At 38.2% G+C, this 21,199-nt stretch carries 21 protein-coding genes and 1 pseudogene; 17 read left to right on the forward strand and 5 right to left on the reverse strand.

All coding sequences use genetic code 11. The annotated features are described in order from the left end of the window. Positions 1–9 precede the first annotated feature (9 nt). From AC0VZ9_RS10720 to AC0VZ9_RS10755, 8 genes are all read left to right on the forward strand, one after another. Positions 10–288, forward strand: a complete 279-nt coding sequence (locus AC0VZ9_RS10720) for a hemolysin XhlA family protein (RefSeq protein ID WP_386849828.1) — start codon at positions 10–12, stop codon at positions 286–288. 1 nt (position 289) lies between these two features. Next, positions 290–556 (forward strand): phage holin, encoded by a 267-nt coding sequence (locus tag AC0VZ9_RS10725; protein ID WP_386849829.1) that lies wholly within the window; start codon positions 290–292, stop codon positions 554–556. A gap of 121 nt (positions 557–677) precedes the next feature. Then, complete coding sequence (locus AC0VZ9_RS10730) at positions 678–1,367, forward strand: N-acetylmuramoyl-L-alanine amidase (RefSeq protein WP_386849851.1); 690 nt, start codon at positions 678–680, stop codon at positions 1,365–1,367. Positions 1,368–1,622: 255 nt separating this feature from the next. After that, positions 1,623–1,826: a hypothetical protein gene (locus AC0VZ9_RS10735; protein WP_386849830.1), complete on the forward strand. Its 204-nt coding sequence runs from the start codon at positions 1,623–1,625 to the stop codon at positions 1,824–1,826. 308 nt (positions 1,827–2,134) lie between these two features. After that, entirely contained in the window at positions 2,135–3,139 is a 1,005-nt protein-coding gene (locus AC0VZ9_RS10740; protein WP_475397337.1) for a DUF3231 family protein, read from the forward strand. Between the two features lie 414 nt (positions 3,140–3,553). Continuing rightward, positions 3,554–4,996: a spore germination protein gene (locus AC0VZ9_RS10745; protein WP_386849831.1), complete on the forward strand. Its 1,443-nt coding sequence runs from the start codon at positions 3,554–3,556 to the stop codon at positions 4,994–4,996. Positions 4,997–5,033: 37 nt separating this feature from the next. Beyond that, the gene (locus AC0VZ9_RS10750) at positions 5,034–6,116 is read left to right on the forward strand and encodes a GerAB/ArcD/ProY family transporter (RefSeq protein WP_386849832.1); all 1,083 of its coding nucleotides are present in this window, start codon (positions 5,034–5,036) and stop codon (positions 6,114–6,116) included. A gap of 14 nt (positions 6,117–6,130) precedes the next feature. Further along, complete coding sequence (locus AC0VZ9_RS10755) at positions 6,131–7,261, forward strand: Ger(x)C family spore germination protein (RefSeq protein ID WP_386849833.1); 1,131 nt, start codon at positions 6,131–6,133, stop codon at positions 7,259–7,261. 284 nt (positions 7,262–7,545) lie between these two features. Here AC0VZ9_RS10755 and AC0VZ9_RS10760 read toward each other — a convergent pair whose 3' ends face one another. From AC0VZ9_RS10760 to mreBH, 3 genes are all read right to left on the reverse strand, one after another. Further along, complete coding sequence (locus tag AC0VZ9_RS10760; protein WP_386849834.1) at positions 7,546–7,767, reverse strand: hypothetical protein; 222 nt, start codon at positions 7,765–7,767, stop codon at positions 7,546–7,548. A 207-nt stretch (positions 7,768–7,974) separates the two neighbouring features. Continuing rightward, a protein-coding gene (locus AC0VZ9_RS10765) for an IS3 family transposase (protein WP_099049178.1) occupies positions 7,975–9,308 on the reverse strand; the annotation gives its coding sequence in 2 pieces (ribosomal slippage) (positions 7,975–8,936 and positions 8,936–9,308; 1,335 coding nt in all). A gap of 272 nt (positions 9,309–9,580) precedes the next feature. Further along, the gene (mreBH, locus tag AC0VZ9_RS10770) at positions 9,581–10,588 is read right to left on the reverse strand and encodes a rod-share determining protein MreBH (RefSeq protein ID WP_009330587.1); all 1,008 of its coding nucleotides are present in this window, start codon (positions 10,586–10,588) and stop codon (positions 9,581–9,583) included. Positions 10,589–10,863: 275 nt separating this feature from the next. Between mreBH and miaA the strand changes: the two genes are divergently transcribed. From miaA to AC0VZ9_RS10810, 8 genes and pseudogenes are all read left to right on the forward strand, one after another. After that, positions 10,864–11,826 carry a tRNA (adenosine(37)-N6)-dimethylallyltransferase MiaA gene (gene miaA / locus AC0VZ9_RS10775; protein ID WP_475397338.1) on the forward strand — a complete coding sequence of 321 codons (963 nt, stop codon included), beginning with the start codon at positions 10,864–10,866 and terminating at the stop codon, positions 11,824–11,826. A gap of 27 nt (positions 11,827–11,853) precedes the next feature. Then, on the forward strand, positions 11,854–12,087 hold the full coding sequence (gene hfq, locus AC0VZ9_RS10780; protein ID WP_009330585.1) for an RNA chaperone Hfq: 234 nt from the start codon (positions 11,854–11,856) through the stop codon (positions 12,085–12,087). 415 nt (positions 12,088–12,502) lie between these two features. Further along, positions 12,503–13,453 (forward strand): stage V sporulation protein K, encoded by a 951-nt coding sequence (gene spoVK, locus AC0VZ9_RS10785; protein ID WP_009330584.1) that lies wholly within the window; start codon positions 12,503–12,505, stop codon positions 13,451–13,453. A gap of 78 nt (positions 13,454–13,531) precedes the next feature. Beyond that, positions 13,532–13,736: pseudogene (locus AC0VZ9_RS10790) on the forward strand (glutaredoxin family protein). A 327-nt stretch (positions 13,737–14,063) separates the two neighbouring features. Beyond that, positions 14,064–15,014 carry a hydroxyacid dehydrogenase gene (locus AC0VZ9_RS10795; RefSeq protein WP_475397339.1) on the forward strand — a complete coding sequence of 317 codons (951 nt, stop codon included), beginning with the start codon at positions 14,064–14,066 and terminating at the stop codon, positions 15,012–15,014. Between the two features lie 111 nt (positions 15,015–15,125). Further along, the gene (locus tag AC0VZ9_RS10800) at positions 15,126–15,470 is read left to right on the forward strand and encodes a UxaA family hydrolase (RefSeq protein WP_019381820.1); all 345 of its coding nucleotides are present in this window, start codon (positions 15,126–15,128) and stop codon (positions 15,468–15,470) included. A gap of 2 nt (positions 15,471–15,472) precedes the next feature. Further along, a complete protein-coding gene (locus AC0VZ9_RS10805) occupies positions 15,473–16,630 on the forward strand; it encodes a UxaA family hydrolase (RefSeq protein WP_009330580.1) in 1,158 nt (385 codons plus the stop codon). 74 nt (positions 16,631–16,704) lie between these two features. Further along, the gene (locus AC0VZ9_RS10810) at positions 16,705–17,790 is read left to right on the forward strand and encodes an Ldh family oxidoreductase (RefSeq protein WP_252246244.1); all 1,086 of its coding nucleotides are present in this window, start codon (positions 16,705–16,707) and stop codon (positions 17,788–17,790) included. A 68-nt stretch (positions 17,791–17,858) separates the two neighbouring features. On the opposite strand, the gene AC0VZ9_RS10815 is transcribed toward AC0VZ9_RS10810, so the two are convergent. Together AC0VZ9_RS10815 and AC0VZ9_RS10820 are read right to left on the reverse strand one after the other, a co-directional pair. Further along, on the reverse strand, positions 17,859–18,554 hold the full coding sequence (locus AC0VZ9_RS10815) for a FadR/GntR family transcriptional regulator (protein WP_009330577.1): 696 nt from the start codon (positions 18,552–18,554) through the stop codon (positions 17,859–17,861). Between the two features lie 157 nt (positions 18,555–18,711). Further along, positions 18,712–19,776: a YeiH family protein gene (locus AC0VZ9_RS10820; protein WP_475397340.1), complete on the reverse strand. Its 1,065-nt coding sequence runs from the start codon at positions 19,774–19,776 to the stop codon at positions 18,712–18,714. A 413-nt stretch (positions 19,777–20,189) separates the two neighbouring features. Between AC0VZ9_RS10820 and AC0VZ9_RS10825 the strand changes: the two genes are divergently transcribed. Beyond that, positions 20,190–21,185, forward strand: a complete 996-nt coding sequence (locus AC0VZ9_RS10825) for a TRAP transporter substrate-binding protein (protein ID WP_475397341.1) — start codon at positions 20,190–20,192, stop codon at positions 21,183–21,185. Positions 21,186–21,199: the final 14 nt, after the last annotated feature.

Consider the following 21,199-nt stretch of genomic DNA (forward strand, 5'->3'; position numbering starts at 1 on the left):
GGAATATATGTGACACAAGAGGCGATACAAGTAAACACATATAATCAAGAACTTGCTGAATTGAAGGGTGATATAAAGGATATTGAGCTCCGTGTTAACAAATTGGAAAGAGTAACAGATCGGCATGATCAGCAGATTACTTCCATAAATGAAAAGCTCAATAAAATTGATGAAAATACAACATGGATCAAAAGAACAATTACAGGAGCTATTATTACAGCGATTTGCACCGGTATTATCGGGGGAGCAATCGCTATTTTTTATAACGTTTTAAGAGGAGGACAATAAATTGATAAATTGGAAGGTACGCTTAAAAAATCCTGTGTTTCTTGCACAATTATTTCTAGCTTTTTTTGCACCAATACTAGGATACTATGGTTTGACTGCACAGGACCTCACTACTTGGGGTTCTGTTTTTAATTTGCTGGTCGGAGCTTATTCTAATCCATATGTTTTACTGCTGATAGTGGTGAGTGTGTGGAATGCTTTAAATGATCCTACAACAAAAGGAATAGAGGATAGTCAACAAGCAAAACATTATCAATGGCCTAAATAAGGTGCCCTTTTGGGTGGCTTTTCTTATTCCTTAAAGGGGGTGAGGGTCATGTGAGTAAAGGACAGCAGTACAAGTAGTTAATAGATTTGTGAATAAAAATATTATTAGAGGTGATTTAAATATGGTAAAACTTTTTATTGATCCAGGTCACGGCGGCACTGATCCAGGTGCAGTAGGAAATGGTCTTCAGGAAAAGAATTTAACACTTCAAATCGCTACACGTATAAAAGATATTCTAACCCTTGAATATGATAATATTTCCATCCGTATGAGCCGAACTGGAGATCAAACAGTATCTTTATCTGAGCGTACAAATGCTGCCAATGCATGGGGAGCTGATTTCTTCTTGTCAGTTCATATTAATGCTGGTGGGGGAACAGGATATGAAGATTATGTTTATCCAGGAGTCGGGGCTCCAACAACCACTTATCAAAATAACATTCATGCAGAGGTAATGAAGCTGGTTGATTTTTATGATCGCGGTAAAAAGCAGGCAAACTTCCATGTCCTAAGGGAAACCAATATGCCAGCTTTATTAACTGAAAATGGCTTTATCGATAATGCCAATGATGCTGACAATTTAAAATCAAGCACCTTTATTGAGAATCTTGCACGTGGCCATGTGAATGGAATTGTTAAGAGCTTTAATCTTCCTAAGAAGAACTCAGCAGTTTACCATACTGTTGTTTCTGGAGATACAGTATATTCTCTAAGTAGAACTTACGGTAGTAATATCCAGCAGATTAGGGATTGGAATAACCTTGATGCAGACTATACTATCTATGTTGGTCAGCGCATACGTGTTAAATAATAAACAAACCCTTTTCAATCGAGAGAGGTTACGGAATATCATGCCCGTTGTGGTTTAGCTATTGATGGAATTGCAGACAAGAATACTTGGTGCAAGATATCTTAAAAGTAAGTGGAAAGATGAGCCTTGGATGTATAGTCCAGGGTTTATTTTATTTAGGAATATAAAAATGTGCCACTTTGGAACATCTTAATAATTCAAGAGCCCTTTGTGTTATTTTTAGCGTATTAGTTGTTTATAAAGGAGGCACGGGAGATGTTAAATCTTCTGTATACAGTTGCATGCCTGGCAGTAACAACATTTTTCGGCGTATTGGTGTGGTATTTGATCTCATTGGGGGAGAGCGGAGTTGCTGTGGTAGCTTCAATTATATGGTTTGGATTCATTGTCTGGTTCTTGACCTTGATAGAAAGAGAAGACCGGGGAAACGATAGTTCGCTTTTGGGCAATCAATATTAAAGGCCCTTCTCAATCGAGAGGGGCCTCTTAATCAAATGAAAATTTTTACAAAGTGTATTCACAATACATTGAAGCTTTTAGATTGGGAACAATATTATACAAGTTCATTCAAAGGAAGTGAGACTTTTGAGATTTTCTAAAACAACAGGCAACATTACATATTTAGGATATTCTGCGATAATTTTAACAACAATATATACCATCATTATTACAGTTTTAGGTCTTAAAACCATGCAGATGGTAAAGTGCATTTATGAAACTCAAAAAAGGAATGAATAGGATAAGTATTTGATACATGAGGTGATTTTGTGGAAGAGAATAAATTAAAACTCACATCTTCCGAGATAGGTACACTATGGGGAGAATATATGAATGGTACATTGGTAGACGTGGTAAATCGATATATGGTCACTATTATTGACGATGAAACAATAAAAAACATTTTTGAGGATGCTATTAATACATTTGAAAAACAGAAGAATCAAGTCGTAACCTTTTTGGAGAAAGAGGGGTTCCCAATTCCAATAGGATTTACTGAATCTGACCTCTATAAAGGCAAACAAAGATTGTTCACGGATATTTTTTGCTTGAATTATTTACATATCATGACGTTACATGGATTGCTAGGACACAGCACTGCATTAGGTGTTTCCGTTAGAAAAGACTTAAGGGACTTTTATGATTCTTGTGATACCGATGCAAAAATAATGTATCATCGAACAATTGAGTTATTGCTTGAGAAAGGAAACTTCCAAAGAGATCCTTTGTTTTATCCTGCTAAAAACCCTGAATATGTAACAAGCCAAGATTTTACTGATGGATATTTCGGAAAGGGCAGAAAATTAGCCTCTACAGAAATCATTAGCATTTCATTAAATCTTAAAAAAAGCATTATGGCTAAAACCCTTTCTATCGCTTTCAGTCAAGTTGCTCAATCGAAAGATGTTAGGAAGTTTTTAACCGATTCAGAGAAAACAGCTGATGCCCAAATAAAAACATTTTCAAAGATCATGCAAGGAGATAATTTACCCGTTCCGAAATCTTGGGAAACAGAAGTGACAACTTCAACGGATTCTCCTTTCTCCGATAAGCTAATGCTGTATCACATAGGATTCCTATATCAAGCTTCTCAAAACTACCATGGGGCAGGACTAGCTTCGGCTATGCGAACAGACCTTGTAACTACTTATGAAGCCACAATTCTCAAAAATCTTATGGTTACAAAGAAATGGTTTGATCTTATGGTTAAGAATAATTGGTTAGAACAGCCGCCACTTGCTCCAAATAGAAGTGAATTAGCAAAAGAAGTATAAATATAAAAGCCCTTCTCAATTGAGAGGGGCGTTAATTTCAGTGCATTATAACATGTTTAAATTGGCTATACCACTTTTGGTTCCTCATGACAACAGCCTCAAATTTCCCTCTATCTTCAATCTCACCTTGCGGCAGATAGTTACAATCTGCATGTATAATTCCTTTAAAGGTACCGTCCATCACAACATCAACACCTGTTTTAAATACGACATGGCAATGAGGATTAATGCTTTTTGAACTTTCAATTTTATCCCTCCCCTGACAATAATTGGCTAGGTATAAGGAAAGTCCTTGTGTCTAATTTGTGAAAAATTTCAAATAATTTCAATATTTTAACTCGAGTTTTCTACTACTGCGTATAAATTCTTCCCTGAAACAAAAACTAAAAGAAATGATTAAAGGGTAGGTCACAAATGAAAAGCAAAAATGTCTTCCTAGATTATCAGGAAATAAGAACCGTACTTAATGACTCGCCAGATTTGATGTGTAGAAAAATGGAATTGGGAAGGCAAACTATTCATATCGTTTTTATGAAGAATTTAATTAATCAGGAAGTCCTAAATGAATATGTTATTAAATACATGCAAACAATTCCAGAAAAACACTTAAATTACACTTATTTGGTTAATAACATACCAATTGAGGAAATAAAAACTGAAATTAAAGGGAATGAATTTATCTCATCTCTTTTAAAAGGGTTCTCTTATATTTATTTCTTGAATGAGAAAAAAGGTTTTATAGTTAATTGCAATAATACTCTTGAAAGATCCATTGAGAAGGCAGAAACAGAATCATTAGTATATGGACCTAAGATATCCTTTACAGAGTCATTGTCATCAAATATCAAGATTATCAGGCAAAACCTTAATGATTATAATTTGTGTACTGATAGCTTAACGATTGGGGAACGTGTTAAGAAGGAAGTAAGAATCGTATATATAAAAGATATTGCAAATGATGAAACACTAAATAACTTTAAAGAAAGATTAGAAAAAATAAAACCTGATAATATTAATGACAGTTCAGTTTTAGCGCAATGCCTAGAAGACGATCACTACACATTTTTTCCGCAGCTTCTATTAACAGAATTACCCGATCGATTTATTTACTCGATTTTGAACGGACGAATTGGTGTATTTATGGATGGCAGTCCAGTAGCTATTATTGGGCCAGCTAACTTTTTTTCGTTCTTTGAATCAACAGAAGATATCTATTTAAGATGGTCGCTAAGTACATTTATACGATTTACTCGAATTTTTGCTATGATAGTATCTTTATTTTTAACTGCATTCTATGTAGCTACAATGACCTATCATTTTGAACTGATACCTTCTAAATTGTTGATTATAATAGGACAATCGCGCTCACAAGTTCCTTTTCCACCTTTAATAGAAGCTCTTTTACTTGAATTATTAATTGAATTACTTAGAGAAGCTGGTGCACGACTCCCTTCTAAAGTAGGTCAAACAATGGGGATTGTTGGAGGAATTGTTGTAGGCCAAGCTACAGTTGAGGCAGGTTTAACAAGTAATATTTTAATTATTATTGTTGCCTTCAGTGCACTAGGGGCTTTTCTGGCTCCTATTTATGAAATGGGTACTGCTATTCGAATAGCAAGATTTCCATGTATTATTTTAGCTGGTTTATGGGGTTTGAATGGGATTATGATTAGTGTTTGTATACTAATGGTTCATTTGTTAAAGCTTACGTCTTTAAATAAGCCCTATCTTGCGCCATTATATCCGTTCAGAAAGGAGGATTTAAAATACTTTCTATTTCGGCTCCCCCACCATTCTTATACCAAACGCCCTGTAGTCAATCGCACAAAAGATACAATTCGAATAAGGGAGAGGTAATAAAAAGTTCATATTCACATGAAATTTGAGGTGGAAAATGAAGTCAAATGCCATTGTCAATGCCTTTATGGCCTTTTTTATTATACACACATCTCAATTTGGTATGGGTATCCTTGGTGCTCCAAGGATCGTTTACTTAGAATCTAAGAAAGATGCTTGGATTTCGGTTTTACTGTCTGGTATAGCAATTAGCTTTATAACTTGGATAATGATATCCATACTTAAACAGAATGAAAATCGTACGCTATTTGAAATACATGAAAATTTATTTGGACGTATTTTTGGCAGCATTATTAATGTCGTAATTGTCGTTTACTTTATGGCAGTTTATTATTCAATCACCATAAGTTATGTTGAACTATCACTTACTTGGGGTTATGAAGGTCTCTATGAATGGGTCGGTGTCCTGTCATTAGTTTTGATAACAATTTATGGTGTGTCTGGGGGATTCAGAGTTGTTGCTGGTATTTGTTTTTTATCTTTTATTATTGTCATATGGATGTTATTCGTATTGTATCAACCTCTTCAAAGTTTAAATCTCGATAGAATATTACCCATTTTATCGACTAGTCCGACTGAAATTATGAATGGAGTCTACAAAAGTACCTATACAATGTTAGGCTTCGAGGCGTTACTTTTTCTTTTTCCATTTTTCAAGGAGAAAAATAAAGTCCACTTATACAGTCAACTGGCAATATGGTTTACAACATTTCTTGTTTTAATCATTACCATTTTCTCTATATTGTTTTTTAGCTCAAAAGAATTAGAGGTAAATATCTGGCCATTTGTCAGCATTATCAGTACTATGCGTTTTCCGTTTATTGAGCGCTTTGAATTTATAGTAGTTCCAATATGGATAATCGTAATTTTTCCTAACTTGTGTATATCGTTATTTTTATCTTCTAATGGTGTTAAACAGATTTTTCGCATAAAGCAGAAATATGGAATATGGATAATTTCAATTATCATTTTTATCTGCAGTTTTTTTATCACCAAAAGAGTTGATAATGATTATTTTATAGATAAAGTTGCTCAAATTGGATTTTTTTTATGGTTTGTATACCCTGTAGTTTTATATGGCATCATTACCATTAAATCAAAAATCGTTGGTCGTTCATAAGGGGAGTTGAAATAATGAAATTAAGATTCTTTATTTTGGTTTGTACCCTTATCTGTACTTCATGTGTGCCCCCAAGCAAAATAATCGAGATGCAGGGTATTTCAACAATTCTTGGTTTTGACTTACTTGAGGATGAGACTTACAAAGGCACAATAAGTCTTTTGCAATTTGACCCTTCACAGGGAAAGACAAGTACTACCATTTCTGCTGAGGGTTCTACCAGTAAAGAAATTCGACAAAGGCTGGAGCAGCAAACAAGTCATGACATTTCCTCTGGACAATTAAGAACCATCTTATTTGATAAACAAATGGCAGAGGAAGGGATATTTTCATTTCTTGATACAATGCTAAGAGACACCAGCATAAATCCCCTTATATTCTTAGCGATCACAGACAAATCGGAGGAAACGATAAATAGTAAAGAATATGAAGAGTTTCCGGAAATGGGTTCCTATATGTATCAGTTACTGGACAAACATGAGAAAAAAGAAATGTTAATAAACTCTAACTTGCATGACTTTATTTCCGCATTATATGAGAGTGGCATTGATCCTACGCTACCTATTATAAAAAATATTAAAGGTGAAGCACCTTTTATAGAAGCAGTAGCATTATTCAGGGATGATAAAATGGTTGGTTCTATTTCTTTAATTAAAACCTTCTACATAAAATTATTCACTAACAAAAATGCTTTCTTAGGGGATTTAACCTTAACGATACCTTCTGATAAATTAGAGAAAACAGGAGTACTTATCTCTGAGAATGCAGAAAATGAAAAGTATAAAATTACCTTACACCCTATCAATTATCGCGGGAAAATTGAGGTAGTTAATAATGAAATAGTAAACTTAAACGCGTCTATTTCAGTTTCAATATTAGAAACTCAGCCATCCGCTTCCATAATTGATAAAGAATCAACAAGAAAATTAGAGCGCTTGATTGGTGAAGAACTTAATAATGAATTCGAGAAAATTCTTGAGGAATTAAAAATCTTAGAAACAGATCCAATAGGAATTGGAAGAAAAATAAAAAGTTTAAGGAAATATTCTCATTTAAGCAATGGAGAATTAAGTGAGAAGTATTCTGCACTAAAAATAAAGCCAAATATAACTGTAGAAATTAAGCGCCCTGGAGCAGTTAATTAGGAAAAAAATTCTTTCCGACCCCAAACCGACCCCAAACCGACCCCAAACTTAGAATTCTAAGGTTTGGAATAAACAATTTGAATAAAATAAAAAGCGCTAAACCCTTGATGTAAAAGGGTTTAGCGCTTTTCTTTTGTAGCGTCCCAGGCGAGATTCGAACTCACGACCTACAGCTTAGGAGGCAGTCTATGTCATTAATTAACTTTACCATTAGAACATCTTTATTAGGCAACTGTAATTATGTATTATTCAGGATTTGCAAGAGAGGTCTAAATTATGGGGTTTTAGACGAATTGTTTACGAAAACGGTCAACAACTTTCCGTTTTAAACCTACAAGAACATACTTCATTCCTGCTGAAGCCTTAATATGTAAGGATTTTCTTAATAACTTTATTGCTTCCGTGACTGTTTGCCACTTTGACAGGGAGAGGTCGGTGGTTCGATCCCAGCCGGAAGCAATAGGGTATTGGAAAGTCTGATTTAACTCTACCCACTTTTTGCCCATCTTTGCCCATATTTTCACTTCTTTATATATCGAATAGAATGTAAAAATATCAATATATCAATGTTTGATTTCTTTTATTTTCTTCTATTATATAGTCTGATTACTCCACTTATGAGATGGAGAAAATGTTTAAGAGGGTAATGTAGAAAAGAACGACGCTGAACCAGAGTGAACTGTGCCCCGATTTACGGACAGTTTAAAAAGCGCCTATGCGGCTAGTAAATGGCCCCGGTATTGCTCCGGGGTCATTTTATTTAAGCCCCATTGATAACGATGCTGGTTATATTCCTCAATCACTCGATCCACTTCTTTTCTAACATCTCCTAAATTATCTAATGATTTATACTCTGCTAAATCCTTAAAGTGCCCAAAGAAACTTTCCATTGGTGCGTTATCCCAACAGTTTCCCTTTCGGGACATCGATTGTATTAAGCCAAGTTCTTTTACTTTGCTTTGGAATTGGGGATGGGTATAGTGGAAACCTTGGTCAGAGTGCAGTATGGCTTCTGGATGAAAATGATCGCCAACAGCTTGTTTTAACTTTTTAAGCGTCTTATATACAATATCCATTTCTAACGAAGTGGATAGATGATAAGCGACAATTTCTTTGGTAGCTCCATCTTTTACGCAGGATAAGTATGCTTTTTGTCCCTTTCCGAAATAGAGATAAGTAATGTCAGTAAGCAGGACTTTTCCTGGTTCTTCTTGATTAAATTCTCGGTTAAGGAGGTTGGGACAAGATCGATGCTCATGGGTTGCCTTAGCCATTTTACGATAAGGATTGGCTTTCCTTACTTTTGTTACAAGATTATATTTTGCCATCAGACGCCTAATCTTTTTGTGGTTCATTACCGATGAATAATCATTCTCCATAATCATTTTGATCTGGAGGACACCTACTTTTTCTTTTTTACTTATGAATATTTCTCGAATTAACTCTATATCCAATTGATCCTTCTCGTCACGTTGTGCCCGTAATTGTGCTGCCTTCAGCCAATCATAGTAGCCACTTCGACTTACGCCTGCCAGTTCACACAGGTAGGAAACAGATTTTTTCAACTGATATGTTCTGATGGTTTTCTCAATTAAAGAAAACTTCTCAGCTGCCGTTAGAATCGTTTCTTCATCAACGCCTGCCTTTCTAGTTCTTCCAGCTTTTTTAAGAAGTCATTCTCTGCCTCAAGGAATTTAATCCTTGCCTCAGCCTTCCTTAGTTTCTCCTCAATGGAAAGTTGTTTAGAAGAAGGACGTCCAGTGCTCCCTTTACCTCGACGTTCCGTAAGGAAACCTTCCTCCCCGAACCTTTCGAATGTTTCTCTCCAACGCTTAAGACAACGTTTTGGCTGTTCCTTGCCAATCATCTCGAGATCAAAGCCTTGTTCAATAAAGATTTGCGATGGTGTTTTCCCACTTTTGTACTCCGCCACTGCTTTTATCTTAAATTCAGAACTATAGGAGATTGACCTCTCAGAAGCCCTCAAAACATTAGGATTCTTTTCAAGCTCTTTCATTTGGAATTCATTATAGATATTCTTACTCATAAAAAATCCTCCGCCTTATTCATTAAAACTATTGAAACACAAAAAACCCCAGAAAGGGGCACTTTTTTATCAGTGTCCACTATCTAGGGTATAGTTCAGAGTGGTTCGGCGTTTTTTTATACATAGACGACGATAATTATATTATGTAAACTAGATGGTGTTTGGTCCATAATTTTTTCTTTTTTCGCTCATAAAAACTTTATTTCGCTCAAAAGGTCAATATACAAAACAAAAAAGCATCCATTTCGCGGAATGGATGCTTTTCTTATAGCTTATCTCACTGCCGTATGCAGCTTATCAATAAATTGCAGGGCTTTTCCTGTTCCAACCGCTACAGATTCAAGCGGGCTTGGTGCAAGATGTACAGGGACTACAATTTCCTGTGAAAGCCATTCCTGCATGCCGTTTAAAAGGGCACCGCCGCCGGAAAGGATCACACCGCGGTCTACGATGTCTCCGCTGAGTTCAGCCGGGCTGTCTTCTAATGTTGCGCGGATTGCTTCAAGAATGTGAAGCAATGATTCTTTGATTGCATCACGGATTTCATAGGAAGTTAGAGTAATCGTCTTAGGCAGGCCGGTAACAAGGTCGCGGCCGCGCACTTCCATTGTCAGTTCTTCATGGTCAACCAGCGCGTAGCCGATTTCCATTTTAATATGTTCGGCTGTTCTCTCTCCGATCAGAACGTTGTATTCTTTACGTACATATTGAATAATATCATCGTCAAGTCTGTCGCCGCCAATCCGGATGGAATTGCAGGCTACCACTCCGCCGAAAGAGATGATGGCTACTTCTGTTGAGCCGCCGCCAATGTCAACAACCACGTTCGCAACAGGCTCATCGACAGGCATGCCTGAACCAATTGCTGCTGCTACAGGCTCTTCGATCAGATGTACTTTCTTCGCTCCCGCATTGCGGACAGCATCATGGATGGCTCTTCTTTCAACACTTGTCGAACCAGATGGCGTACAAACAACGACATTCGGCTTTCTGATTGCAAATCCTACTTTTTTCGATGCTTTTCGCATAACCTGGCGAAGCATTTCAGTAGTGGTGTCATAATCGGCAATAACCCCGTCTTTGAGCGGACGGATGGCAACGATGCGGCCTGGTGTTTTCCCGATCATTTCCTTTGCTTCTTTACCAACAGCTAACACTTTTTTCGTTTCTGTATCAATTGCTACTACAGAAGGTTCATTAAGGATGATGCCTTTTGTTTTGCTGTATACAAGGATATTAGCAGTTCCTAAGTCAATTCCAATTTCAGATGTATTTAACATGAATTCTTCACCCAATTTCAAATTTATATTGTAACAATATAACCTTCTAATAAATTAACATGATTTTGGGGGTTACCCTTTGTTTGTTATGGAATCGTTAATAAAATGTAATTTTATAAGAAAATTTTAGGAAACTTGTCGAATAGGATAGGTGAAACTTGTTCATAATGCATAAATGTTCTGTTTTTATAAAAAGAATGGTAAGATGATACCTGAAAAATTTTCCTGCTATATGGTAGGATAATAATTAGAATGGCAGTAAAGGCAGTGAACAGATGAGTGAAAAAGAAAAGCTTGCAGTGCTGATTGGCCCTACAGCTGTTGGAAAAACAAAATTAAGCATTCTTCTGGCGAAAAGATTTAATGCCGAGATCATCAGCGGAGATTCTATGCAAATATATAAAAGCATGGATATCGGCACGGCGAAAATTAAAGAAGAAGAAATGGAAGGAATTCCGCATCATCTAATTGACTTCAAAAATCCTGAAGATCCCTTTTCGGCAGCTGAATTTCAGGAACTGGTCCGCAGCAAAATCACAGAGATCACTTCAAGAGGCAAACTTCCAATGATCGTTGGAGGCACTGGATTATATATTCAATCCGTTATTTATGATTACCAATTTTCTGATGCCCCTTCAGATGAAGAATTCAGAAAAACTTTGGAGGAACGCGCCGAAAGGGAAGGGAACGATGCCCTTTTCAAGGAGCTTTTGGCCATAGACCCTGAAAGTGCGGAAAAAATTCACCCCAATAACATTCGAAGAGTGGTCAGGGCATTGGAAATTTACCATTGCACAGGGAAAACGATGTCTCAGTATCAGGAGAATCAGGATCCAGCACTTCTTTATGATACGGCGCTGATTGGGTTGACCATGGACCGGGATACCTTATATGAACGCATCAATCTCCGGGTTGAGATCATGATGAAGGAAGGCTTGCTTGAAGAGGTGAGAGCCCTGTATGATCTGGGATTAAAGGATTGCCAGTCCATACAGGCCATCGGATATAAAGAACTGTATGAATACTTTAATGGACGTGTATCACTGGAGGATGCCGTAGGAAATCTGAAGCAAAATTCAAGAAGATATGCAAAAAGGCAGCTAACATGGTTTCGAAACAAGATGAATGTGGAATGGTTTGATATGTCCGATACAGCCGACCCTCATGAGTTTGAAAAAAAATTCGCTGAAATTTCTGCTCATATTGAAGGAAAGCTGAAAATAAAATCGAATACATAATGATAGAGATAAAAGAGGAGGATTATAATGAAATCAGCAATCAATATTCAGGATCAGGTTCTTAATCAGCTACGCAAGGATAATATTAATTGTACTGTATTTTTGTTAAATGGATTCCAAATTAGAGGCCAAATCAAAGGCTTTGATAATTTCACGGTATTATTCGAGTCAGAAGGCAAGCAGCAGCTCGTTTATAAGCATGCCATTTCTACCTTCGTTCCACAGCGCAATGTTCAGCTGGATATGGAAAACCAGCAATAATATAAAAGTTGCACATGCACAAGAAAAGCCCGCTTTGATTGAAGCGGGCTATTTTCATATGCAAAGACAGCACAAATATTTTTAATGAAATGGAGGTTGGCTGAATACATATAGATATGAGAATTTATTGTAGATATGAGGGAGCCTGACTGCAGGGCTTGCTTCCCATGAACAGGCAGTATGCTCCCAGGTATCAGCAGCATCTTAAAGCGGAGGACAGCCCGAACAGGTGAAAATTTCACCTTATTTCTCGGGAAACCGCATGAACCGACACTCCTGCATCAGTGATTGCAGAAATGCGCGGGAATATGTCGGATTTTAGCCTAATAACCGTAAACTCGCGGATGCATATAGGCTTTTGTCACAACGATTACTTCTATGCGTATACTGTGCTAAGAATGTGAGGTGATAGCTTTTGGACCAGCCGATTCGCCTGAAGAATAACGGACAGATCAGCATCGTGCTCAATTCACAAAAGAGAAAAACATACACAAAAGAGCTTCCCGAATCCCAAGCGGCTCCAAAAGCCATTCCGCCTGAGCATACAGCTCTGAAAGAAATTGAAGAAGAACTTGGCGCTCTTGTGGGAATGGAAGAGATGAAGAAAATGATCAAGGAGATCTATGCGTGGATTTATGTGAATAAAAAGCGGGAGGAAGCCGGTCTCAAAGCTGGAAAGCAGGCATTGCATATGATGTTCAAAGGCAATCCCGGCACCGGTAAAACAACGGTTGCCCGATTAATAGGTAAGCTTTTTCAAAAAATGAATGTCCTGTCAAAAGGCCATTTGATTGAAGCTGAGCGGGCTGATCTTGTCGGTGAATATATTGGTCATACTGCCCAGAAGACAAGGGATCTGGTGAAAAAAGCGATAGGCGGGATCCTGTTCATCGATGAAGCATACTCTTTAGGAAGAGGCGGAGAAAAGGACTTTGGCAAGGAAGCCATTGACACTCTCGTAAAGCATATGGAAGACCGCCAGCATGAATTTATTCTGATACTGGCGGGCTACTCAAGAGAAATGAATCACTTCCTGACGCTGAATCCTGGTCTTCATTCCCGGTTCCCCCTGGTTGTTGACTTCCCTGACTACTCGATTGAGCAGCTGATGGAAATCGGCGAGCGGATGCTGAAGGAACGGGAATATACATTAAGCCACGAATCTGAAAAGAAGCTGAGAGAGCACTTACACTTTGTGAAAAATAATCTCAGTCCAAACAGTTTTTCGAATGGGCGCTATATCCGGAATATCATTGAAAAATCAATCCGGGCACAGGCCATGCGCCTATTAATGCAAAACAGCTATGACAAACATGATCTGATGACCATCAGAAGCAATGATTTGTTGTTTGAAGAAGCCGATTAAGGGGATATTGATATTGTAATAAAAAAGACAGTGTCAAAGAACATTGGCATTGTCTTTTTACTGAAGGAGGAATATAAAATGAATAATATTACGGTTTATACGACCAATACATGTCCTTACTGTACGATGGTGAAGAATTTTCTGGATGAGAAAGGGCTGGAGTATAAAGAGGTTAATGTGCAGAATGACCAGCGAGAGGCACAAAAACTGGTTGCAACCACTGAATGGCAATTGGGTCATTGGCTTTGATCCAAATACGATTATGGCGAATGTGAAGCAATAATATAAAGGGGGTCTGCTCGTGGATTGAGCAGGTCTTTTTTTTTTGAATTGTGAACTCTGCAAATAAAATTGCATACTAGCAAAAAAAGCAGCTGTATTCGCAAACTAATAGGAAATTTTGCAAAGAAAGTGCATGAACTTGCAAACAAACAGCTTAAACCGGCAAATAAATATCTATGTATAAGTTTAAAAATATATCAGGATAATCTGATGTTTTTGATTTTAAAGAAAGAATTTTCTAAAAACATTGACCGAACTTCCCGGGGGTGTTTTAATAATTATAGTGGTTGGGTCACCTAACCATTTATTCTGGAAGGAGCTTGAGAAAATGAAAATCCTAATTACTGAATTAATCTGGAAAGAAGGAATTGAAGAGTTAATAAACAATGGCTTCCAAGTGGATTATGACGAGAATCTGTGGAGTAAACGTGAAGAATTATTAAGAAAAATCAGCAATTACGATGGTTTAATTGTAAGAAATCAAACAATTGCAGATCAGGAATTAATGGCAGCTGGTCCTCAATTAAAGGTTATAGGCAGGCTTGGAGTTGGACTTGATAATATAGACACAGCATCAGCAAAGAAAATGGGAATCCCAGTGGTTTATGCTAAAAATGCCAATGCTACTTCGGTGGCCGAGTATGTGATGATGGCCATGTTAAGTGTTTCCCGGCCTCTTCATCTTGCTGATTATGATGTCAGGAACGGCAATTGGGATAGAAAAACATACACCGGCATGGAACTTGCGGGTAAAACGCTGGGCCTTATAGGATTAGGGGAAATCTCTCATCGCGTTGCTAAAAGAGCAATATCGTTTGGAATGAAAGTGGCTGGTTATGATCCCTTTATTGCGGATTATGATCACATTGTTTCTGAAACAGGGGTTCAAATAATAGAATCATTAGCAGATCTGCTTGCTGAATCTGATTTTATTTCATTGCATGTTCCGCTTACACCTTCAACCAAGTATTTAATCTCCGAGTCAGAACTTCATTCAATGAAGGTTTCTTCCTATATTATTAATACCTCCCGAGGCGGTATTATAAATGAACGTGATCTTGCAGCTGCTTTAACCAATGGTGCGATTGCAGGAGCGTTTCTGGATGTGCTTGAGACAGAACCAATCCTTCCGTCGAACAAACTATTGACATGCTCGAATGCTGTTATTACTCCGCACATTGCTGGTTTAACTGAAGAATCACAAATTAGAACTTCCTTATTGGTGGCAAAGGAAGTAGCAAAGGTTATGAAAAATCAGCCGTCATTATGTGTAATTTAAAAAAGTTTCCGAAAATTTAAATAAATAATTGACTTTAACATTTGGGAGTGGTTTAATTAACCTATAAATAGTGGTTGGGTCACCCAACCAAATACAAAAGGAGGCAATTGAATGAGTAATAACAGTCAATCTACAACTCTGGCAGACACGCATTCTCCTGAGTCTAAAGAGGTTAGCACACATAAGTTTTTAATTCATCATAAGGGAGATCATGTAGGGGTAGCGACTAGTCCAATAAAAGAAGGAGAACAGGTTATCGGAATCTTTATGGATGATAATTCTGAGGTGTCTGTAAAGTCTCGCGGGGATATTCCTTTAGGGCATAAAATTTCATTAGTAGACTTAAAGAGTAATCAGCCAGTCTTAAAATACGGAATTCAAATTGGCTTAACTACAACAGAATGGGCTGTAGGAGATTATGTCCATACTCATAATATTAAAACGGCGAGGTGGTAGAAATGAATAATACACTAATGGGTTACCGCAGAGAAAATGGAAAAGTTGGAATACGCAATCATGTCATCATTTTGCCTGTTGATGATATCTCAAATGCTGCCTGTGAGGCTGTTGCAAGACAAGTTCAAGGAACGATGGCACTTCCACACGCATATGGAAGACTCCAGTATGGACCGGACCTTGATCTTCATTTCAGAACAATGATAGGAACCGGCTCAAATCCAAATGTTGCAGCGGTTATTGTCATCGGCATTGAAGAAAACTGGTCCAAGAAGATCGCGGAAGGTATTGCAGAAACTGGCAAACCTGTATCCTATTTTTCTATCGAGGGAAATGGCGACTTTGAAACCATCCGTCAAGCATCATGGAAAGCAAAAGAGTATGTTCAATGGGCATCTGAACTGCAGAGAGAACCGATTGAACTAAAAGATTTAACGATCAGCATTAAGTGCGGGGAATCGGATACGACTACAGGACTGGGATCATGCCCAACAGTATCTCAGGCAGTTGACCGCCTGGTTGATGCCGGTGCGACGGTATTCTTTGGGGAAACATCTGAATTGACTGGTGGGGAGCATCTAATCGCACAAAGAATGGCAACTCCTGAACTTCATGAAAAGTTTATGGCTATTTATGAAGATTATGTTGGCGAAATCGAATCCAAAGGAGTAGATTTGCTAGGTTCACAGCCAACACAGGGAAATATTGCAGGAGGCCTATCAACTATAGAAGAAAAGGCTCTTGGTAATATCGCCAAAACAGGTACAAAGGAAGTAATTGGGGTCCTTGATCCGGCAGAAAATCCAGATAATGGCAATGGATTGTATTTTATGGATACTTCTTCTGCAGCCGCAGAATGCATTACGTTAATGGCAGCTGGCGGAGCAGTACTCCATCTTTTCCCAACAGGGCAGGGGAACATTATCGGAAATCCAATTGAGCCTGTTGTGAAAATTACCGCAAATCCCATAACTGCAGGAACAATGAGCGAGCATATTGATGTAGATGTACAGGGATTATTGTCCCGTCAGATTTCCCTGGAAGAAGCAGGCGACAAATTAATGGAAGTTATTTGCCGCACGGTAAATGGCCGCTTGACCAGTGCTGAAGCTTTGGGACATCGTGAATTTGTCATGACAAAACTATACCGAAGCGCCTGATTCAATTTCTCCCTGCACATTTTTGAGCAGGGAGAATCCTTTTTTAAAGAGAGTACAAAAAAAGGAGTTTAGACATGAACACATATAATGAGTCGGATCTAAAGGAATTCTGTGAAAAAGTTCTTGAAAAAATGGGAATGCCCAAAGATTATTCGGAAGTTGTCGCGGATTCACTGGTAAAAGCAAACCTAGAAGGCACGGATAGCCACGGGATCAGTAGACTTCCCATTTATGCCAAACGATTTATGGATAAAAGAATAAATGTAAATCCGGATATAAAAGTAACAAAAAAAGCCCCATCCGTGCTCCAGATTGATGGCGATAATGGCCTGGGCCATGTAGTCAGCTGGAAGGCAATTAGAGAAGGCATGGAAGCTGCAAAAGAAAATGGCACAGCAGCAATCGCAATTCGTAATAGCAATCATTTTGGGACTGCTGCGTATTTTTGCCAAATGGCATGCGAGCAGAATCTCGCATGTATAGGCTTTACTAATTCCCCGCCAGGGATTGCACCCTGGGGAGGGAAGGAAGCTTTCTTTGGCACCAACCCAATCGCCTTTGGCTTTCCAACTGGCAACGATCAGCCTGTAATTATTGATTTATCAACCAGTATAGTGGCCAGAGGGAAAATCATATTGGCCGCAAAGCAGGGGAATGAAATACCGGGTGACTGGGCAATTGATGAAGATGGGAATTCCACCAAGGATCCGGCGGCTGCCTTAAGAGGGTCTGTATTACCGCTTGGAGGAGCAAAAGGGGCTGCACTCGCGCTTGCTGTTGAGATATTAACTGGTGTACTTTCAGGAGCAGCATTTGGCCCCCATGTGAAAAATCTTTATGATGACAATGAAACAGAGAATGCGAATGTTGGACACTTCTTTTTGTTATTAGATATTAAAAAATTTATGGATTTAACACTGTTCTTTACCTCTATACAAAATCTGCTGCAGGAAATGAAAGAAGTTCCTAAGAAACCAGATGTAAGTGAAATACGCTATCCGGGAGAAAGAAGAAAAAGAGAAAGTGCCAGCAGGCTATTAACAGGTATTGAATTATCAGGCAATGTTGAACAGGAATTAAAAGATTTGGGGGAGAAGTTCAATATCCCGTTTCCTGAGGCAAGGTCACTTGATCATTCCAGTAAAAGCCTTTCTCTTTAATAAAAGCTGTATGGTGATTATTGACCCATCCAATTGGATGAGGCATATAAACACCATAACAGCTTTTTTTAGCTGGATAATGTATTTTGAGAAATCGAACATTCTACACTTTCAATATGGTCAATCATACGTTCCTGAGCCAACTCAATGTTGTTCTGTTTTATTGCCTCAAGAATCCTTTCGTGCTCCTGGACAGATTTTAAAGCACGGCCCGGAATGTTAATTGATTTTGTACGTGACTCTGACAGAAGATCGATTAAAAAGTGCATAATCCTTACTAGAACCACATTATTTGAATGATCAGCAAGCGTCATATGAAATTTATGGTCCAACTCAGCCAGACGGTCAAAATCCTGGTCACCGCTTACAATTTCGTTTGCTTCCTTTAGGATTTGATCTAATTGCTGAATAAGATCCGGGCTTGAATTCTCTATGGACCATTTTACTGTCCATTCCTCAAGAATTTTTCTGACGGAGAAGAAATCCTTAAATTGATCAGAGGATACAAAAAAAGCTTCAGTCATTTTTTGTATCTGCTGCTCAGGAGAAGCGACGAAGACCCCTGTTCCATGTTTGGCGGTTAAATAACCATATGCTTCGAGTATTTTATAGGCTTCCCTTACTGTATTTCTGCTGACAGAAAGCTCCATCCCCATTTCTCTTTCGCCGGGGATTTTTTCACCTGCTCTGTATTCGCCATTGTGGATCTTTTTCTTTATACTATCGGCTACCTGCTCCGAAATTCCTTTTCTATTAATGTCCAAATATACCCCTCCAAGCAAATTTACTGATGGGCTTTTTATATAGGAAAAATGGTTCAATGGCCCAACCTATTTTATTAAATCATTAACGGGTCAAGTAATCAACACCGCTATCTTAATTTTCTCAAAAAGGTAAATAGAGCTGCCTTCATAGGCAGCTTTAAATGAAATAAACGATTAAAAATCCCAAGGCTGCTAAGGCGGCAGCTCCGAAAGTTCCAGTAAAAATCACCTTGCTGTTTAACTTTTTAAATTCAGTATAATTAACTCCTAAACCTAAGCCTGCCATGGCCATGGATAATAAGAAGATACTTAGTGCGATCAGCATTTGGGTCATTCTATCAGATAATATGCCAGCCGTATTAACCAGGCACATAATCAGAAAGCCGAAGATGAACCAGGGGACCGGCAAATCTCTGAATCTTGTTTTTTGTTTCTTTAAGCTGTTCTTATTAAATATCACTCCAAGTATAATCGCTGCAGGAATTAATAATGCTACACGTCCCAGTTTTACCAGAATGGCAGTATCACTGCTCACATCTCCTCCTGGAGCAGAAGCTGCAATGACATGCGCAAGCTCATGCAAGGTTGCCCCTGTTAAAACTCCATAATCATAAGGGCTCAGGCCCAGTACGGGGAACAAAAAAGTATAAATGATTGTCACAATAGTACCCATAATGGCAATAAAAGCTACGGAGATAGCAGTAAACTCATTTTTAGCCCGGATCAGGGGGGCAACAGCAACTATGGCAGCAGCCCCGCATATTGCTGTTCCAACGGCAATCAGTGCTGATAAATGGCGGTCGATCGAGAGAAGTTTTCCGATATACATCATAAGGACAAGAGTGAAAGCGATTACAAGGATATCGACAATAATAAGAGAGAAACCAGCGGCAAAGATTTGTTCAACATTCAGTCTTAATCCCATCAGAATAATACCCGCACGAAGAAGAGTCTTGCTGCTGAATGTGATCCCTGCAGATGCATCGGCTGGTACATCCATTATTCCTTTCCAGCTCATGCCAAGCAGTATGGAAACAATCATAATTCCCATTACTGAAAAAACAGGCAATTTCGCTATGGAACCAGCTAATACAGCAAGTATTAAAGTTAGCAGGACTCCTTTTAGCCAGCCCTTTTGCAACTTTAGGGTTTTAATTTTTTTTCTTGTGTGAAGGGGAACTGTTTTTGCTTTATGCAGTTTTGTTGCTCCAGCATTGCTCAATCTTCTGCCTCCTTTTCCGCAAAATTGGTCCAATGGTCAGGAGACCCAACCAATATAATCTCATTTAAGCATTTTTAAAAAGAGTTATCAAGAAAAATATAAAAATTAAACAAAAAAATTTAGAAAGTATTGATTTTTTAGAAAATTATAAATAGAATATGGATAGTGGTTGGGTGACTGTACCATAACTTAAGTATTCTCCTTTAAGAAAAGTCAGTCCATAAAGATTTTAATAGATCAGCAGGCTAGTGAATAAAAAGGAGGAATTTTAAGTGAAAATCAATTTAGTCTAATCAATTAACAATATTAACAACTTATTTGTGTAGACCTGGCGGCGGTAAATCTGAGGATAATAGCAGTTTTTCAATCATGTATTTGTAAGGGCTTACAATATAGTGCGGGAGGCGAATTATATGAGAGTATACCTGTCTATCTTATCAATCCTATTGTTAATATTTGTGAGCGGCTGCTCCAGCAATGTTAATGGCAAAGAGCGGGATGCAGAATATGTTTTGAGACTGGGCCATCTTCAAACGGAAACTCACCCTTACCACAAAGGGGCATTGAAGTTTAAAGAACTGGTGGAAGAAAAATCTAACGGGAGGATAAGAATCGATATATTTCCAAGCAGCCAATTAGGAAATGGAAGAGACCAAATAGAAGGAGCGCAAATTGGCTCCATCCATTTTCATATTGGCTCAGTAGCACCAGTAACCAATTTCGCCCCTAAATTTAATTTGCTTAACCTTCCATATTTATTTGAAAGCCGGGAGCATGCTTTTCGGGTCCTGGATGGGGAGATCGGCAAAGAGATTGCTTCTGATTTAGAGAACAGGGGCCTTATCAACCTCGGCTATATGGAGAACGGCTGGAGGCATATGACGAATAATAAGAAACCCATTAAGACAAGTGCCGATGCAGCGAAATTAAAATTGAGGGTCCAGGAGTCACCTCCATACATCTCATTCATTAAAGCTCTTGGCTCAACTCCTGTTCCTGTTCCATTCGGTGAACTATATACTGCTTTGGAACAGAAAGTGGTCGACGGCCAGGAAAATCCCCTTGCGCAAATCTATTTAAATAAATTTCAAGAGGTGCAGAGCTATTTGACATTAACTGCCCATAACTATGATGCTGCTGTTTTTCTTATGAGTAAAACAACATTCGACACATTGCCTGAAGAACTGCAAAAGGCAGTATCTGAAGCCTCTGCAGAAGCAGTTGATTATGAACGCAAAGTAGCAATGGAGGATGAGAAAAAACTGTTGGAGGACCTTAAAAAGACGGAGATGGAAATTGAAGAAAATCCAGATTTGGATTCATTTAGAGAAGCAGTAAAGCCGGTTTATGAGGAATATGAAGAAACGATAGGAAAGGAACTGTTTGATAAGATAGAAAGCTTAAAATAAATGGCGGGGGTGTA

Source organism: Cytobacillus sp. QJM3NY_8 (genome assembly GCF_056173585.1).

Excerpts from the sequence above, each read along its gene's own strand:
- AC0VZ9_RS10745 (WP_386849831.1), top strand. The coding sequence starts at position 3,554 with ATGAAAAGCAAAAATGTCTTCCTAGATTATCAGGAAATAAGAACCGTA.
- AC0VZ9_RS10760 (WP_386849834.1), bottom strand. The coding sequence starts at position 7,767 with ATGGGCAAAAAGTGGGTAGAGTTAAATCAGACTTTCCAATACCCTATT.
- AC0VZ9_RS10825 (WP_475397341.1), top strand. The coding sequence starts at position 20,190 with ATGAGAGTATACCTGTCTATCTTATCAATCCTATTGTTAATATTTGTG.
- AC0VZ9_RS10795 (WP_475397339.1), top strand. The coding sequence starts at position 14,064 with ATGAAAATCCTAATTACTGAATTAATCTGGAAAGAAGGAATTGAAGAG.
- AC0VZ9_RS10755 (WP_386849833.1), top strand. The coding sequence starts at position 6,131 with ATGAAATTAAGATTCTTTATTTTGGTTTGTACCCTTATCTGTACTTCA.
- AC0VZ9_RS10730 (WP_386849851.1), top strand. The coding sequence starts at position 678 with ATGGTAAAACTTTTTATTGATCCAGGTCACGGCGGCACTGATCCAGGT.
- AC0VZ9_RS10800 (WP_019381820.1), top strand. The coding sequence starts at position 15,126 with ATGAGTAATAACAGTCAATCTACAACTCTGGCAGACACGCATTCTCCT.
- AC0VZ9_RS10750 (WP_386849832.1), top strand. The coding sequence starts at position 5,034 with ATGAAGTCAAATGCCATTGTCAATGCCTTTATGGCCTTTTTTATTATA.
- mreBH (WP_009330587.1), bottom strand. The coding sequence starts at position 10,588 with ATGTTAAATACATCTGAAATTGGAATTGACTTAGGAACTGCTAATATC.
- AC0VZ9_RS10805 (WP_009330580.1), top strand. The coding sequence starts at position 15,473 with ATGAATAATACACTAATGGGTTACCGCAGAGAAAATGGAAAAGTTGGA.
- hfq (WP_009330585.1), top strand. The coding sequence starts at position 11,854 with ATGAAATCAGCAATCAATATTCAGGATCAGGTTCTTAATCAGCTACGC.
- miaA (WP_475397338.1), top strand. The coding sequence starts at position 10,864 with ATGAGTGAAAAAGAAAAGCTTGCAGTGCTGATTGGCCCTACAGCTGTT.
- AC0VZ9_RS10735 (WP_386849830.1), top strand. The coding sequence starts at position 1,623 with ATGTTAAATCTTCTGTATACAGTTGCATGCCTGGCAGTAACAACATTT.
- AC0VZ9_RS10810 (WP_252246244.1), top strand. The coding sequence starts at position 16,705 with ATGAACACATATAATGAGTCGGATCTAAAGGAATTCTGTGAAAAAGTT.